Origin of the sequence: Sorangium sp. So ce124 (assembly GCF_051525235.1) — a bacterium.
Taxonomy (GTDB): domain Bacteria; phylum Myxococcota_A; class Polyangia; order Polyangiales; family Polyangiaceae; genus Sorangium; species Sorangium atrum.
Map to the genome: position 1 here is coordinate 13,803,033 of NZ_CP150312.1, position 14,859 is coordinate 13,817,891.

Consider the following 14,859-nt stretch of genomic DNA (forward strand, 5'->3'; position numbering starts at 1 on the left):
TGCCGCGACTGCCCAGCTCGGTGCTGCCGGATGCCCTGGAACATCCGCTTCGGCGGCGACGAAGCCAGGCGGTACCTCGCCGAGCCCTGGGTGCGCGAGCGCGTCGGGGAAGAGGGGGCCCTCGTCATCGGGCGCGGCGTGCTGCCCGTGCGGGAGCGGGATCGCCAGCTCCAGTGCGTCTTCCTCGACGACGACATGCTCTGCAGCATGCAGAAGCGGTTCGGCCACGAGTACATCCCGAAATCGTGCCAGGCGTTCCCGTTCGGGTTCGTCCGAGACGAGAAGGATGTCGTCGTCGCGCAGCTCTCCCAGCTGTGCCCGTCGATCCGCGACAACTACGGCAAGCCCGTGGACCGCCAGCTCAAGGCGAAGCTCCAGCAGCGAGGCGACACGGAGCGGATGTCGACGGCGCTGGCGACGCTGAGCGGCGTGATCCTCGCGCAGCCGCTTTATCTGCGCGCCGCGAGGCACTGGGAAGAGCGGCTCGCGACCGGCGCGTCGCCCGCGTCGACGCTGGCGGAGCTCTACGACTGGACGGCGGCCTTCGAGCGCGCGCTCCCCCAGGGCCAGGGGCGCGCGACGGACGCCTCGGTCGACGCCGCCCTCGGGCAGGCCGGCAAAGAGGAGCCCGAGCAGCTCGCGCCCCGCAAGAAGCCCTCTTTCTATGCGCGGGTGTTGTTCGCCTATCTCCTCGGCAACCTCTGCTATCCGTCGCGGGTCCGCGAGTCCCACCGGGTCGAGAAGGCCTCCTGGACGGAGCTCCAGGCGCTGCGCAGCTTCGGGAACAAGGCCGCCTGGATGCTCGGGCGAGGCACCGTCGATATGCTGTTCGTCCCCAGGCCGTTCAAGCTCCAGCGGGTGAGCACGGTCGACCGCTTCCTCGCCGGCGACGAGGGGACCCTCGTCAAGGACTACCTGCGCCTCGTGCTCCAGCGCCGGCACATCTTCTCGGCGCCGAGGCACCTCCTGGCGGCCGTGCTCGACCTATCGCTCGCCACCGTCGTGATCTCGCGCTTCGCCCGCTGCCGCGCCGCAGCGGACGGCAGGGTCAAGGTCTCCCCGGAGGACGTGCGGGAGGGCATCAGCGTCGCCGAGCTCGTCCTCCTGAGCCACGCGGCCCTCTCGGAGCAAGGCACGCTCATGAAGAACCTGCGCTGGCTCCTGCTCACGAAGCGTGAGAGCTTTCGGGCGCTCCTTGCGACCGAGGCATAGGCCCCTCGTCCACATGGTTGGGTGCGCTACCGGGACAGGCTTTTAGCACCTCGCGTCAACGTCAGGCCGGGCTCGCCTAACCGCCGGCCGCGACTATTCTCGCGCCCACCGGGCCCAGCTGGCCCATGGAGGCACGCGCATGATCGTCATGAAGTTCGGCGGCAGCTCGGTCGAGAGCCGCGCGCAGATCGAGAAGGTTCTTCACATCGTCAGAGCCCGCCTGGCCCGCCGCCCCGTCGTGGTGAGCTCCGCTCACAAGGGCATGACCGACGCGCTGATCAACGCCGCCAAGGCCGCCGCCACGGGGCGGTTCGATCCCTCCGTCCCGGTGAACAAGCAGCGCGCGGTCGCCGAGTCGCTCGGCTGCGCGCCCGAGCTCCTCGCGCCCTTCTACGAGGAGATCGCCGATCTGCTGCGCGGCATCAGCCTCGTCAAGGAGCTCAGCCCGAGGAGCCTCGACTACATCGCGAGCTTCGGAGAGCGCATGGCCGTGCGGTGCATCGCGGACTTCTTCGCGAGGAGCGGCGTGCCGGCCCGCGCCTACGACGTCTGGGACCTCGGCTTCGTCACCGACGCGAACTTCGGCCGCGCGCGCCCGTTGCCCGGCTTCGACGCCCGCATCAAGGCCATGTTCGCCGAGCGCGTCCCCGAGGGGATCGTGCCGATCGTCACCGGCTTCGTCGGCCGCAACGAGGCCGGCGAGATCACGACCGTCGGCCGCAACGGGAGCGACCTGACGGCCACGCTGGTCGCGGCGGGGCTCGGCGCCGAGGAGGCGCAGATCTGGAGCGACACCGACGGCGTGATGACCGCCGACCCGAGCGTCGTGAAGACGGCCCGGAACATCCCCACGATGCGCTTCGAAGAGGCCGCGGAGCTCGCGTTCTTCGGCTCCCGCGTCCTGCACCCCTCCACGCTGCTGCCCGCCATGGAGAAGGGCATCCCGGTGCGGGTGCTCAACACGAACCGGCCGGATCACCCCGGCACGGTCATCGACTTCAACACCGACGCCGCGTCCCCGGCCGTGACGAGCATCGCGTACCGCGAGCGGCAGGTCGTGCTCAAGATCAGCTCGACCCGGATGTTCGGCGAGGTCGGCTTCCTCGCGCAGGTGCTCGCGGCGCTGGCCCGGCACGAGGTCGTGATCGACGTGATCACCACGTCCGAGGTCTCGGTCTCGATGACCACCGACGATCTCGGGAAGCTCAGCCGCGCGCTCCCCGAGCTCGAGCAGTTCGGCGCCTGCGAGGTCCTGCCCAACCGGACGACCCTCGTGATCGTCGGCCAGGGCATGCCCAGGCAGAAGGGCGTCGCCGCGCAGGTGCTCGAGGCGATGGCCCAGGCCGGCGTCAACGTCGAGATGCTCAGCTACGCCACGGGCAGCGTCAACCTGTCGATGGTCATCGAGGACGCGCACGTCGCCTCGGCGGTCGGCGTTCTGCACCACTCCCTCTTCGAGAAGGCGCGGTGACGCCCCCTGGCGCGCCGAACAGATTGAACATCGATAGACAGCAGAGGTTTCACAGGGGGCGAGGGAACGGGGAGATTTTTCTTTCTCTTCCTCCTCGCCTCCCCGTCTCCCTGTTGGTTTTCTCGGATCCTCGACGTGATCGGTGTTCCTGCCGGGTGACGCGACGTTGACACGCGTGACGCGACGCGGGCGCCGCAGTAGGCGTAGGCCTCGGTCGGACCAGGTGTCCGGCCCGGGGAGACCATGACGGCGGCACACCTCGACGGCAGCGCGACGATCCCGCGCGAGAGCACGACCGACATCCTGCGGAGGATCGAGGCCGCGCACGGCACGTACGCCACGCGCACCGCGCTCGCGTTCGACGCGGACGGCACCCTCTGGGAGGGGGACGTCGGCGTCGACCTCTTCGAGGCGTTCCTCGCGGGGCGCTTCGCGCGGCCCGAGGCGGAGGCGGCGCTGCGCCGCGAGGCCGAGGCGTTCGGCGTCGCCGCGGAGGGCGGCGCGCACGAGATCGCGAGCGCGCTCTACGCGGCGTTCAACGCCGAGCGCTACCCGGAGGACAGGGCGTTCGCGATGATGGCCTGGGCCTTCGCGGGGTGGCGCGAGGACGAGCTCGCGGCGCTCGTCGACCGCGTGCTCGAGGAGAAGGGCCACGCCGGGCGGATCCGGCCGGCGCTGCTGCCGATCCTCGACTGGGCGCGCTCGCGCGGCGTCCCGGTGTACGTCGTCTCGGCGTCGCCGCGCGCCGTGATCGAGCGCGCCGTCGCGCGCCTCGGCGTCGCGCCCGAGCGCATCGCCGCGATGACCCCGGCCGTCCGCGAAGGCCGGCTCGCCCCCGAGCTCGGCGCGCCCGCGACCTACGGCGAGGGGAAGACCCGCGCCCTCGAGCGCATCTTCCCCGAGCTCGCGGTGCTCGCGGCCTTCGGCGACAGCGCCTACGACGCCGCCCTGCTCCGGGCGGCCCGGGTGCCCGTCGCGGTCTCGCCGAGCCCCAAGCTGCTCGCGGTCGCCGACTCGATCCCCGGGCTCGTCCTGCTCGCCACCTGAGCTCTTGCCATGGCCACCCTCTCGCTCCGAGGCCTGACCCGCCGGTTCCCGAGCGCCGAGCGCCCCGCGCTCGCCGGCCTGGATCTCGACGTCGACGACGGCGAGCTGCTCGTCCTCGTCGGCCCCTCGGGCTGCGGCAAATCGACGGCGCTCCGGCTGATCGCGGGCCTCGACAGCCCCGACGGCGGCACGGTCTCGATCGGCGGGCGCGACGTCAGCCGCGTCGCGCCGGAGGACCGCGACGTGGCCATGGTCTTCCAGGGCTACGCGCTCTACCCGCACATGACCGCGCGCGACATCATGGGCTTCCCGCTCAGGATGCGCGGGGTCGCGCGGGAGGAGCGGGCGCGCCGCGTCGAGGAGGCGGCGGCGCTGCTCGCGATCGGCCACTTGCTGGACCGGCGCCCCGGCGAGCTCTCGGGGGGCGAGCGCCAGCGCGTCGCCATGGGGCGCGCGATCGTGCGCGCCCCCGCGGCGTTCCTCTTCGACGAGCCGCTCTCGAACCTCGACGCCGCGCTGCGCGCCGAGCTCCGGGTCGAGCTCGCGGCGCTCGTGCGCCGCCTCGGCACGACGTCGGTCTACGTGACCCACGACCAGGTCGAGGCCATGACCATGGGCGACCGCATCGCCGTGCTCCGCGCCGGCGAGCTCCAGCAGGTCGGCCCGCCGCGCGCCATCTACGAGGCGCCGGCGAACACCTTCGTGGCCGGGTTCCTGGGAACGCCGGCGATCAACCTCCTCCCGCTCGAGCGCTCCGGCGAGCGCTACGAGGGCGCGGCGCTCTCGCTGCCCGCCCAGCCGGGGGTGGCGCTCCCCGACCGGGCCATCGCCGGCGTGCGGCCCGAGCACCTGCGCGTCGCGCCGGGGCGCGGATCGCACGACGATGCGGGAGCGCGCGGCGACGCCGGGGCGCAGGGCGAGGTGGAGGTCGAGGCGCGCGTCGTCGTGGCCGAGCCGCTCGGCGCCGAGACGTTCCTGTACCTCGACGCGGGCGGGACACGGCTGCGCGCGCGGGCGCACGGCTTCGCGACGCCCGCGCCGGGCGAGGCGGTGCGCGCGCGGCTCGATCCGCGCGACGTGCTCTGGTTCGACGCCGGCTCCGGCGCCCGGATCGCCCCGCCGCGGGCGGCGTCATGAACGGGGAAGGCCGCGCCGTGCGCTCGCGGCGCGACGCGCTCCGGGCGCTCGCCGCGTCGCTCGCCGCGGCCGCGGCGGGATCGATCGGCTGCGCGCGGCGCGCGCGCGTCGTCGACGGGCGCATGGAGGGCTCGCTGTGGTTCGCCTACGGCGGCAAGAACCGCGAGGTGCTCCTGTCGCTGGTCGACCAGTTCCACCGCGAGCAGGGCCGCTACCGCATCGACGCCGTGTACCAGGGCGACTACTTCGAGGCGCTCGCCAAGCTGCGGACCGCGCTCGCGGCGGGCGCGGCGCCCGCCCTGACGCACGTGGTCGGCGAGGTGGTGCCCTACCTGGCCGAGGCGGGCGTGCTCGAGCCGCTCGATCGGTTCCTCGCCGACGCCCCGGGCGGCGATCTCGACGTGGTCGAGGCCCTCGGCCAGTCGGGGACGTTCGTGGGCGGCGGCGAGCGCCCGCTCGTGTGCCTGCCGTTCAACCGATCGACGCCGATCGCCTACTACAACCGGAATGTGTTTCGCGAGCTCGGGCTGTCGCCGCCGACGACCTGGGACGAGCTGCGAGCGACGGCCGCGCGGCTCGTCGTGCGCGACGGCGCGGGCACGCGGCGGTGGGGCTTCGAGTGCCCGATCGACTGGTGGTTCTGGGCGGCGCTCGTCGGGCAAGCGGGCGGCGACGTCGTGGCCCCGGACGGCACGCCCACGCTCGGCGGGGAGGCGGGCGTGCGCGCCCTCCGGTTCTGGCAGACCCTCGTGCACGAGGACCGCACGATGAAGCCGCCGCCCGGGCGCGATTACAACGCGTGGCAGGTGACGAACACCGATTTCCTGGCAGGCCGGGTCGCGATGATCTGGACCTCGACCGCGTTCCTCCGGTACCTGGAGGACAACGCGAGCCAGGCGGGCGCCGGGAAGTTCGAGGTGGGCGCGGCCCCGCTGCCGCGCGACGTGCGCGCCTCGGTGCCCACGGGCGGGACGATGTTCGTGATGCCGCGGGGCGCCGCGCCGGCGGCGCAGGAGGCGGCGTTCGCGTTCCTGCGCTGGATGATGCAGCCGGAGCAGGCGAACTCGTTCGCGACGCGGACGGGCTACATCCCCGTCTCACGCCGCGGCCTCGAGGTGCTCGGGCAGGATGGCTATTACGCCGCGCACCCGAACGACCGCGTGGCCGTGGACCAGCTCGCGCACGCCGCGCCCTGGCCCTGGTCTCCGGAGCTGTTCCGCGTCCAGCGCGAGGCGGTGCAGCCCCGGCTCGAAGAGGCGGTGCTCGCCCCGCGCGACGCCGCCGAGACCCTCTCCGAGGCCGTCCGCGCGGCGCGAGAGCGATGAAGCCCAAACACCCCCTCTCGCCCTACCTGCTCCTCCTGCCCACCGCGGCCTTCCTGGCGGTGTTCTTCCTGATCCCGCTCCTGCTCGCGGCCAAGAACAGCTTCTTCACGTGGGACCTGCTCACGCCCCCGCGGTACGTCGGGCTCCGGAACTACGAGGTCCTCGTCGGGAGCGGCGAGCTCGCCGGCACGCTGCTCCGCACGCTCGGCTACAGCGCCGTCGTGGTGGCGCTCTCCGGCGCCCTGGGGCTCGCGCTGGCGGTGGCGCTCGATCGACCTGGGCCTGTCTATGCCTTCGTGCGGGGCGCTGTGTTCAGCGCCTATGTCGTGTCGTGGGTCGCCGTGGCGCTCCTCTGGATGTGGATCCTCGACGCCGAGGGGCTCTTTACCGCCGCGCTCCGCGGGCTCGGCTTGCCGACGATGAGCTGGCTCGGCGATCCCCGCTCGGCGCTGCTCGCGCTGGCGGCGGTGAGCGTCTGGAAGATCACCGGCTATGCCATGGTCATCTTCCTGGCCGGCCTCCAGGACATCCCCCGCGCGCTCCACGAAGCGGCCGCGCTCGACGGCGCCGGCCCATGGCGGCGGTTCCGCCACGTGACATGGCCGCTGCTCCGCCCGAGCGCCGCCTTCGTGGCGACGACGAGCCTCATCCTCTCTTTTCAGGCGTTCGACGTGATCCGCGTGATGACGCAGGGAGGGCCGGTCAAAGCGACGACCCTCTTCGTCTACGCGATCTACGAGCACGTCTTCGTGAACCTGCGGGTGGGCCGGGCCAGCGCTATGATCGTGATCTTCTTCGTCTTTTTGCTCCTCCTGACGGTCCTGCAGCTCTGGGCGCTCCGCGCGGGCGCGCCGCGCGAGGGGAGGCGGCCGTCGTGACGGCGGGGCAGAGCGGCGGCGCCGGCGCGGGGCTCTTCAACTCGCGCTCGCGCCGCCTCGCCTCGGACGCCGTGCTCCTCGTGGTGGCGATCGTGTGGCTCGGGCCCTATGCGTGGATGACGATCACCTCGCTGAAGACGCTGCCCGAGATCACCCGCGCTCCGGCTTACCCCTTGCCGCAGGCCTTTCAGCTGGGCGCGTACCGCGAGGTGCTCCAGGCGGTGCCGGTGATGCGGTATTTCGTCAACACCGTGTTCATGGCGACGGCGATCGCGCTCTTGCAGATCGCCCTCGCGCTCCCGGCCGGTTATGCGCTCGCGAAGCTCAGGTTCGCGGGGCGGAGCGCCGCATTCGTCCTGGTGCTCTCGTGCCTCCTCATCCCGGCGCAGGTGACGTTCGTGCCTGTCTTCACGATGCTCGGCTCGGTCGGCCTCGTGAACACGTTCGGGGCGCTGATCCTGCCCTTCGGGGTGAGCGCGCTCGGCACGTTCCTCGTGCGCCAGGCGCTGCTCTCGGTTCCTGACGAGATCATCGAGGCGGCAAGGATGGATGGGGCCGGCGAGCTCAGGATTGTCTACCTGATCCTCGGCCCCATGCTGCGGCCGACGCTCTCGGCGCTGTTCCTGTTCAGCTTCGTCTTTCACTACAACGATTACTTCTGGCCGCTCGTCATGACGACCGACGACCAGGTACGCACGCTGCCGCTCGCCATCGCCCTTCTCCGTGAGCAGGGCACCGGCGTCCGCTGGCACCTCGTGATGGCCGGCAACGTGATCCTGAGCCTGCCTGTGCTCCTCGTGTTCGCGGCGGCGCAGCGGCAGATCCTGCGCGCGGTGACGGCGCGGATCTGAACGGCGCGGGCGCTCGAGCAGAGCCGGCGCCGGAGGCCGGCGATCGAGCGGTCTACCGGCCGGCGTGTGCATCGACGTGGCAGTGCGCGTCGGGCGCGATCGAGCCCTGCCATCGTCGCTGTCGCTGGCTCCTGCGCTTCGCTCGGCGGCGGTCGACTCGAGGGCACAGCGCGCCGCGGCGTCGGTGGCAGAAGAGAGCGCTGCGCGGTTTGTTCTCGTCCGGACGCCTTGTTTTCTGGCCCGGTCGTCGCACCGGCTCGCGCCGGCCACGGCAGCGTCGGCCACGGCAGCGCCGGCCAGGCGCTGCGGAAGGAGATCCACGATGACCACCACCGAACCAATGATGCAGAAGCAGATGGTGCAGAAGGAAGAGGGCAGGATCACGACGAAGATCGAGGAGAGGACCGGCAGGATTCCGTCCGGCACCTATCTCGGGTTGGCGATCGGCTCGATGGCGATCTCGGCCGGCTGCATGCTGGCGGGCAAGAAGCAGATCGCGAACTTCATCGGCCAGTGGGCGCCATCTCTGCTCGTGATCGGCCTGTACAACAAGCTGGTCAAGCTGGAGCACGAGCTGGGGTACGGCGACTACCGCTGATCGCGGCCGGCTGCGGACGGCGGCTCATCGCGATCTCGTTCCGCGAGCGCGTGACGAAGCCGCGCTCGTCGCGCTCGAACCTGGCACGGTCCAGGAGCCCCGGCCCGTCCGGCAGGATCGTCTCCACCGGCGCCTCGCCCACCCAGCAGTGTGCCGTGATTCGGCTGCCCGGGGGCCGCTCGGTCACGAGCCTGCGGCGCGGGTCGGAGGCGCGATCCCGAGCCGCACGGGCGTGCCGAGCAGAGCCCAGCGGGACCGTCACCGCGCGGCGTGCATCCGCGAAGGCGACGCTCACTCCTTCTGGCCGGCGCGGACCGGCGCGCCGACGTCGCACGACGACATAGCCGTCACCGGCCCGCAGGAGTCGACGCCGGCCGCTGCGCGCTAGACCAAGTGGAGGGGCTCGGCTCGGCCGATGGACGCCGAACTCGAGCCGCGGCGGCCCCCATCGCACCATCAACCGCGGTGGCGGCCTGCCCAGGCTGTCTGTCGCGGTGGGTCGTGGCCGCGGCACGCGGGCGACGTCGTGCCTCCCAGAGCGCATCGCCGTCCGTGCGCTCTCATGGCAGCGCGGACAGGCAGCTGGCGCCAGCTGGTCGTGGTCGATACGCACTGGAGCCGCGCAGGTAGCTGCGCTCTGGACGGTACGCCCCCCGGTCCTTGTAGTGTGCTCGTCTGGATTCTGTTTGACGTCGGATCCCTGATATCAGAAGAATCGCCCGCGTCGTCACGTCGCTCGTCCGTTTCGGAGAGGGGAGAAGGGGACGATGGGCACAGGAAGCCGGCGGATCCCATGGGTGGTCCTGGTCGTCCCCTCGCTCGTCGTCGTACCGACGCAAGGAGAGGCGTCTGAGCTCAGCGCCGGTGTGAGCCTCGGGTGGCTCCAGGCCGGTACCATTCCGCGCCTCGCGGTGGGGCCGCACGCGGGCATATCGTGGCCCATCCAGCGAGACATTCTGTTCGCGGTGCACGACCTGTGCACGATCCTACCCCCGATCCAGAAGGACGGGCTCGGGATCTACAACCAGACCTCGGTTGATATCGGGTACGCGTGGAAGGACGGCAACGTCAGCGCGGGGCCGTCTATCGCGTTCTACCTCATGCCGGCGTGCGGCGTCACCTTGTGCGGCCGCGTCGGTGGCGTGGCCGTGGGCGGCCACGCGCAGACCAACGCGTACGTCGCCGGACCGCTGGGGGTGTCGGTGAGCGTCAACGTGGATTGGGTCGGCCGGGGCAGTCTGGTGCTCCCGGGCTATAGGTCCGTCGTGCTCGTTGCTGGTCCTGTGCTTCGATGGAGTGAGAAATGAACGCGAGAAGAGCTCTATTGTTGATCTTGGTCATCGCGGTTTGGGCGCTGACGGCGTGCAACTGGACGTTCGGCGACTGCTATCCTGTCGAGGAAAGGACTTCGGGGGCAGGGGCCGGTCCAGGCTCGGAGCCCCGCCCCATCTTCACCTCCGCCGCATCCGGTGACTTCGGGGCCGACCCGCAGGGGGGCGGCGAGCGCAAGATCGCCTGCAACGAGTCGGACCTCGAAGAGGAAGAGGAAGAGGAGAGACCGAGCGACAGCGACAGCTCGGAGAAGCCGACAGCTAGCCCGACGAGCCCGCCAGACCCCTGCCAGCAGAGCGGCGCTCCGACCATGGGATGCACAGGCAAAAAACTGATCGACCCGCGGGCTTTCGATTTTGTTACCATCGTTGCCTACGATGGGGCCGGCGTTGCAGGTGGCTGGCAGGAGGCAAAGGCCGATTTGGCTTTCGGCCATAATAATGAGGGCGACTCGACGTGTATGGTTCACATCGGGATGCCACTGCGAAGCGAAGAGTGGGGAACGATCTCGTCGGACAGGGCAGCCAGCATTAGCGCCGATGTGGCGAATCTGTCAGCGGATGACGTGTACAAGAAGGACAATGGCGAGGATCTCCCGCCTGGCATATTCTGCAAGACGTTCAAATCTAGAATGATAAAAAGTTTTGAGTCTGAGTTTTACAAAGGTATTGGTGCGAGGGTCCAGAATCCATGAAACACAGCCTCGACGAACTACTGGACATTGTCTACCGATACTACCCCCGTGGCGTTGGAATTACCGATGATATCGACGAAGAGCTCATCCGCCAGACCGAAGAGCACGCCCGGCTCGTGGCCGCTCGGATCCAGGCATCAAAGGACGAGCGATGGCATTCCATGCTGCGTCGCATCGAAGGCCGATTTCCTCGTATGCTGAGAAACCATTCGCTGCATCTCACTGCCGGTGGCTGCGATGGCTGCTATTCATTCACGATTGATCTTCGAAAATCCACCGGTGAGCCACTGTGGTTTCAAATAAGTTTCTTGGCTCCGTGCTACATTGTTTACAGGCCGTGCACGGTCGAGATCGTGAAACAGGCGAGCAGCCTGTTCGCGGTCGCATTTCGAGGTTTGCGTTTTATTGTTCGTCGAAGCCCATTCGATCCAGCTTTCGTGTCACGGCCGGACGATAGTCTCAGGTTCGTCAACATCAGGGAACGCTACGTCACCTTCGACTTGTTGCCCGAAGAACAGCCATGTGCGGAGTGGATTTCTCGTGATATCGAAATGGCCTTCGGTTGCGAATTCATGCCGCCGGAGATCGGGACCGTGCTCGTGCCGGATGTGACAACAAGCGTGCGCCTTCCCGGTGAGGTCAGACTCTACGACTGTTTGTTTTCGGACCAGCGTGCATGGGTGAAGCCATCGCCGTCTGAAGTATCGGGGGGCGGGGTGGACGTCGAAGCGAGCAGCCTGACAGATTCGCTCATCGCGGTGCTAAGCGTCCTTGCGGCAATCTATCACATCTTGTGGACTCTGATGTCAGATGTGCAGAGCGGTTCTTCTTACCGGGTGGTGACGACAGATGGGGTACTGCACAGAGAGGAGGTACTGGCGGCACTTACGAAGATTCACATGCTCCTTGAGGCGCCGAAGACTGCGCGCGGCGTCGCTTCCAAGCGCGAGCTCGAAGCTGCTAAGCGCGAGCTCGAAGCGCTGGTCGCTTCGTGGGACGGTCACGGCGAGCCGCCAGCCTCCATGGTCGCTTGGGCCTCCAGCTTCCTGGCGAGTTGGCCCGTGGACTCGGTCGCCGATCTCCGCGTCGATCTCCCATGACGTGACTTCGGCTATTCGGGAAACCGCAGCGTCTCGTGGGCCTCGCCGCTCTCTCCCACCGTCGTGCTGCCATCGTGGTTCCAGCTGGTGCCGCCCTTGCCCGGCTGTCCGGTCTCGATGGTCACGCCCTCCAGCGTGAGCTGATCCTCGTCGAGGTAGGCGATGCCGATCGAGTCGCCGCCGCGCCCCGGGCCGCCGTAGCCGCCGGGCCCTCCTTGGCCGCCCTCGCGTCCGAAACAGGCGGCGAGTTCATTCCCGAGCGTTCCGCCCGGTGCGCCTCGACCGCCTCGGCCGCCGTCCTGGGGTGGCCCGCCATCGCCGCCTTTGCCGCCAAAGTCCGCCGTGATCTTGGTGTCGCGCACGGTCACCCGGGCGTGGAGCGCGAGGACGCCGATGGACGGCTGACCGTTCCCTCCCCCGCGGCCTCCTCGGCCCCCGCAACCGCCGGCCCCTCCCGAGCCTCCTGCTGGGCCTCCCTTGGAGGCCGCGCCGCACCGGGCGAGCCCGCCCCGACGACCGCCGCCCCCGCCGCCGCCCTGGCCCGGCGTGCCCCACGTCCCCTCGCCCCCCGTGTCGCCTTCCCATCCTGTCTCGGTGAGGCGCCCGATGCCCTTGCCCGGTGCGCCCTGTGTTCCCGGAGCCCCCGGGCCCCCCTGGGATCCGGGATAGCAACTGCTGACGTTGTCCTGCTCTGCGGTACCACCGCGTCCCGAGGGCGGAGCATCGGCGGGCTCCCCGTCGGCTCCATCCTCGGCGCTGTCGGGCAGCCCGTCCCCTCCCTTGCCGCCGACGCTCGTGAGCCCGCTCTCGCACTGGTTCACGGGCGCAGGCCCGCCGGCGACGACGGCCGCCGAGCATGCGTCCCCACCGAACATGCCATCCGGCCCGTCCGGTTGCTTGGTCGGCCACCTCTCGCCGTGTCTGTTTCCACCCCCTCCGTTGGCGGAGATCTCGCTCCGCAGGATCTCCACCGCGGTGTTGGACTGAGCGAGCACACCGACCGGGCCCCAGCTCGGGACGTGGAGATCGGCGAGCGTCGAGACCCCGTCCGCGGCCCCCGTGTCCCCGGGGGCCGAGGGCTCGACGATCACCATGGGACCGAAGACCCGCTCGGGATTGAACAGGGTGAACGGGCGCAGGGGGTCGCGCTCCCATTTCCGGCAGTGGAAGCCCCCGAGGAGATCCACGCCGGAGGGCACCCTGATCTGCTCCACGACGAATCCATCGTTGCAAAGGAACACGCGTCCTCGTCCAGCGCGCGCGAGCTCGACGGCGTGCTCGACGGTGAACACCGGCTTCGCCTTCGTGCCAGGGTTCCTGTCGTCGCCAAAACCGTAGGCTCCGGCGACGAACACGCCGCAGCCGTCGTCGAGGACACCGGCGGCGACGTGCTCGACGCAGACCGACTCCGGGGGCGGCTCGTCCTCGCACGAGGTGCCTTCACAAGGCGTGACGCCAGGGTCGTTCACGCCGGGAGCGGTTCCGCAGCCGGCCGCCCACGGCGACAACAGAAGGACGAAGGTAGCAGCGGTGCTCTTTCTCATGAACGTCTCCTGAGGGGGGACGCCAGCACAGGGCGGTTCATTGAGGCGGCTCCGGGTCTGGCGCATCGAACCGGTACCAGAACGCCGCGGTCCCGCTTCGCCCCTGGCCGAGCTCACTTTCCGGGATTGCATTGCCGCCGCGCCCACCGGTGCCGGCTTGTCCGGGCGAGACCGTCGACGTCTCCAGGATGGCCACGGAGGCGCCCATGGAGCCGATGCCGAGCGAGTGGCCCCCGAGCCCGCCGCCGGCATCGCCCCCGCGACCGCCGTCGCCGCCGCTTCCACCGCGGCACGCGTTCCAGCTGTCGTTCAAAGGGTGCTTCCCTCCGAGGCCGCCGGAAACGCCAGAGCCTCCCCACTGGCCCGTTCCGCCGACCCCGCCATCGCCGCCCTTGGCCCCGAGGACCTTGCTGTCCTTGATCGTGAGGTCGCTCCTCTGCAGTGCCACGATCCCGATGCTCGCGCCGCCGTAGTCGCCCCCCTGGCCCCCTCTGCCCCCGCAGCCGCCACTGCCCCCTGATCCGCCGGCCGCACCGGCCTGGGCGCGACCTGCCGGACACGCCACCGTGGCGTCGCGCCCTTTGCCGCCGCCACCCGCGCCGCCGCCCTGGCCGACGCCGCCCTTCTCCCCGTCTTTACCGCGGACGCCGACCCATCCGTAGATGTCCAGGAGGCCAGCACCCGCCGCTCCAGCAGCGCGCTCTGCGTCGGCGCCGACTGCTCCCTGTTCCCCATCCTTGCACGGCATGCTGGACCCGCCGACGCCGCCCAAGCCCTGCTCGTCCGAATTCCTGACCGGTTCCGGCAGTCCTGAGGTCCCGTCGCCGCCCATCTCGGGGCCTCCATCTCCCCCCTCGCCACCCCTCGACTCGATGCCGTCGTCGCATACGGTCACGACCGGAAGGGCGCCCGGCGCCACGTTCGCGGTGCAGGCGTCCGCGCCGTCGTTCCCAACCACGCCGGCGTTCGCGCGGTAACTCGGCGCGTCCTCGCCCGGCTCTCCATCCTTGCCGTCGCCTGCGAGAATCACGCTCGATTGCACGATCGCCCTGGCCCCATGCTCCAGGATCATCGCGATCGACGACTTGTGGTCGCTCGCGGAGGCGTCGGCCGCCTCGACACGCACGCCGAAAATCACCGACGTCGCATCCTCCTCCGCGATGACCGCATCGTCGTCCCCCCCGATGACCCGCACCGGGATCCCCACGGGCGGCGCGATGACGGTCAACGCGCTCTGCTCGTCGAGCGGCCCTCCATAGGACCAGTCGCCGCTGGCACACAGACGACCGCCCCAGAGGTCGACCCCTTGGGGAAGCGAGATGGCCTCCTCGAACAATCCGCCGCACGCGTACACCCGCCGGGTCGCTTCCTCGCCATGGCCTCGCCCGTGCGCGGCGAGCCCGATCGCGTGTTGCAGCGTCTTGACCGGCGCTCCCTTGATACCGGGGCTGCTGTCGTCGCCCTGCTCGCTGACGAACACGCCGCACATGTCGAGCGCCGTCGCCGTCTTCGGATCCCCGTCACAAGGAGATGGCTCCGGCGGCGGAATCTCGCACCAGTAGCTGTCCGCACAGCTGTCCGAGTAGCACCCCGTGTTCCCGGCCGCGCCTGCTAGACCGAGCGCGAGGGACGCCAGCGAACGGAGGACATCTCGACGGCGACCCATCGAC

General features: G+C 70.1%; 13 protein-coding genes. 11 read left to right on the forward strand and 2 right to left on the reverse strand.

From position 1 onward, the window contains the following. Positions 1–30: 30 nt before the first annotated feature. The 11 genes from WMF19_RS51790 (at position 31) to WMF19_RS51840 (ending at position 11,645) form a co-directional block, all read left to right on the forward strand. The gene (locus WMF19_RS51790) at positions 31–1,212 is read left to right on the forward strand and encodes a YkgJ family cysteine cluster protein (RefSeq protein ID WP_437897109.1); all 1,182 of its coding nucleotides are present in this window, start codon (positions 31–33) and stop codon (positions 1,210–1,212) included. 139 nt (positions 1,213–1,351) lie between these two features. Next, complete coding sequence (locus tag WMF19_RS51795) at positions 1,352–2,683, forward strand: aspartate kinase (protein ID WP_437326797.1); 1,332 nt, start codon at positions 1,352–1,354, stop codon at positions 2,681–2,683. A gap of 243 nt (positions 2,684–2,926) precedes the next feature. Next, positions 2,927–3,730 (forward strand): HAD family hydrolase, encoded by an 804-nt coding sequence (locus WMF19_RS51800; RefSeq protein ID WP_437897110.1) that lies wholly within the window; start codon positions 2,927–2,929, stop codon positions 3,728–3,730. 9 nt (positions 3,731–3,739) lie between these two features. Continuing rightward, positions 3,740–4,867 (forward strand): ABC transporter ATP-binding protein, encoded by a 1,128-nt coding sequence (locus tag WMF19_RS51805; RefSeq protein ID WP_437897111.1) that lies wholly within the window; start codon positions 3,740–3,742, stop codon positions 4,865–4,867. Beyond that, positions 4,864–6,192 carry an ABC transporter substrate-binding protein gene (locus WMF19_RS51810; protein WP_437897112.1) on the forward strand — a complete coding sequence of 443 codons (1,329 nt, stop codon included), beginning with the start codon at positions 4,864–4,866 and terminating at the stop codon, positions 6,190–6,192. Before WMF19_RS51805 ends, WMF19_RS51810 begins: the two co-directional genes overlap by 4 nt. Next, entirely contained in the window at positions 6,189–7,070 is an 882-nt protein-coding gene (locus tag WMF19_RS51815; RefSeq protein WP_437797964.1) for a carbohydrate ABC transporter permease, read from the forward strand. Before WMF19_RS51810 ends, WMF19_RS51815 begins: the two co-directional genes overlap by 4 nt. Beyond that, positions 7,067–7,921: a carbohydrate ABC transporter permease gene (locus WMF19_RS51820; RefSeq protein WP_437897113.1), complete on the forward strand. Its 855-nt coding sequence runs from the start codon at positions 7,067–7,069 to the stop codon at positions 7,919–7,921. The genes WMF19_RS51815 and WMF19_RS51820 overlap by 4 nt, the downstream gene beginning before the upstream one ends. Before the next feature lie 322 nt (positions 7,922–8,243). Then, on the forward strand, positions 8,244–8,519 hold the full coding sequence (locus WMF19_RS51825; protein ID WP_437762411.1) for a hypothetical protein: 276 nt from the start codon (positions 8,244–8,246) through the stop codon (positions 8,517–8,519). Positions 8,520–9,286: 767 nt separating this feature from the next. After that, positions 9,287–9,826: a hypothetical protein gene (locus tag WMF19_RS51830; protein WP_437897114.1), complete on the forward strand. Its 540-nt coding sequence runs from the start codon at positions 9,287–9,289 to the stop codon at positions 9,824–9,826. After that, complete coding sequence (locus tag WMF19_RS51835) at positions 9,823–10,545, forward strand: hypothetical protein (RefSeq protein ID WP_437897115.1); 723 nt, start codon at positions 9,823–9,825, stop codon at positions 10,543–10,545. Before WMF19_RS51830 ends, WMF19_RS51835 begins: the two co-directional genes overlap by 4 nt. Then, positions 10,542–11,645, forward strand: a complete 1,104-nt coding sequence (locus tag WMF19_RS51840) for a hypothetical protein (protein WP_437897116.1) — start codon at positions 10,542–10,544, stop codon at positions 11,643–11,645. Before WMF19_RS51835 ends, WMF19_RS51840 begins: the two co-directional genes overlap by 4 nt. Positions 11,646–11,656: 11 nt before the next feature. Here the strand turns inward: WMF19_RS51840 and WMF19_RS51845 are convergent, their stop codons facing one another. Both WMF19_RS51845 and WMF19_RS51850 read right to left on the reverse strand, forming a co-directional pair. Beyond that, complete coding sequence (locus WMF19_RS51845) at positions 11,657–13,189, reverse strand: hypothetical protein (protein WP_437897117.1); 1,533 nt, start codon at positions 13,187–13,189, stop codon at positions 11,657–11,659. A 37-nt stretch (positions 13,190–13,226) separates the two neighbouring features. Continuing rightward, positions 13,227–14,855 (reverse strand): hypothetical protein, encoded by a 1,629-nt coding sequence (locus tag WMF19_RS51850; protein ID WP_437897118.1) that lies wholly within the window; start codon positions 14,853–14,855, stop codon positions 13,227–13,229. Between the last annotated feature and the right edge of the window lie 4 nt (positions 14,856–14,859).

Excerpts from the sequence above, each read along its gene's own strand:
- WMF19_RS51805 (WP_437897111.1), top strand. The coding sequence starts at position 3,740 with ATGGCCACCCTCTCGCTCCGAGGCCTGACCCGCCGGTTCCCGAGCGCC.
- WMF19_RS51840 (WP_437897116.1), top strand. The coding sequence starts at position 10,542 with ATGAAACACAGCCTCGACGAACTACTGGACATTGTCTACCGATACTAC.
- WMF19_RS51795 (WP_437326797.1), top strand. The coding sequence starts at position 1,352 with ATGATCGTCATGAAGTTCGGCGGCAGCTCGGTCGAGAGCCGCGCGCAG.
- WMF19_RS51850 (WP_437897118.1), bottom strand. The coding sequence starts at position 14,855 with ATGGGTCGCCGTCGAGATGTCCTCCGTTCGCTGGCGTCCCTCGCGCTC.
- WMF19_RS51835 (WP_437897115.1), top strand. The coding sequence starts at position 9,823 with ATGAACGCGAGAAGAGCTCTATTGTTGATCTTGGTCATCGCGGTTTGG.
- WMF19_RS51830 (WP_437897114.1), top strand. The coding sequence starts at position 9,287 with ATGGGCACAGGAAGCCGGCGGATCCCATGGGTGGTCCTGGTCGTCCCC.
- WMF19_RS51815 (WP_437797964.1), top strand. The coding sequence starts at position 6,189 with ATGAAGCCCAAACACCCCCTCTCGCCCTACCTGCTCCTCCTGCCCACC.
- WMF19_RS51800 (WP_437897110.1), top strand. The coding sequence starts at position 2,927 with ATGACGGCGGCACACCTCGACGGCAGCGCGACGATCCCGCGCGAGAGC.
- WMF19_RS51790 (WP_437897109.1), top strand. The coding sequence starts at position 31 with ATGCCCTGGAACATCCGCTTCGGCGGCGACGAAGCCAGGCGGTACCTC.
- WMF19_RS51825 (WP_437762411.1), top strand. The coding sequence starts at position 8,244 with ATGACCACCACCGAACCAATGATGCAGAAGCAGATGGTGCAGAAGGAA.
- WMF19_RS51845 (WP_437897117.1), bottom strand. The coding sequence starts at position 13,189 with ATGAGAAAGAGCACCGCTGCTACCTTCGTCCTTCTGTTGTCGCCGTGG.
- WMF19_RS51810 (WP_437897112.1), top strand. The coding sequence starts at position 4,864 with ATGAACGGGGAAGGCCGCGCCGTGCGCTCGCGGCGCGACGCGCTCCGG.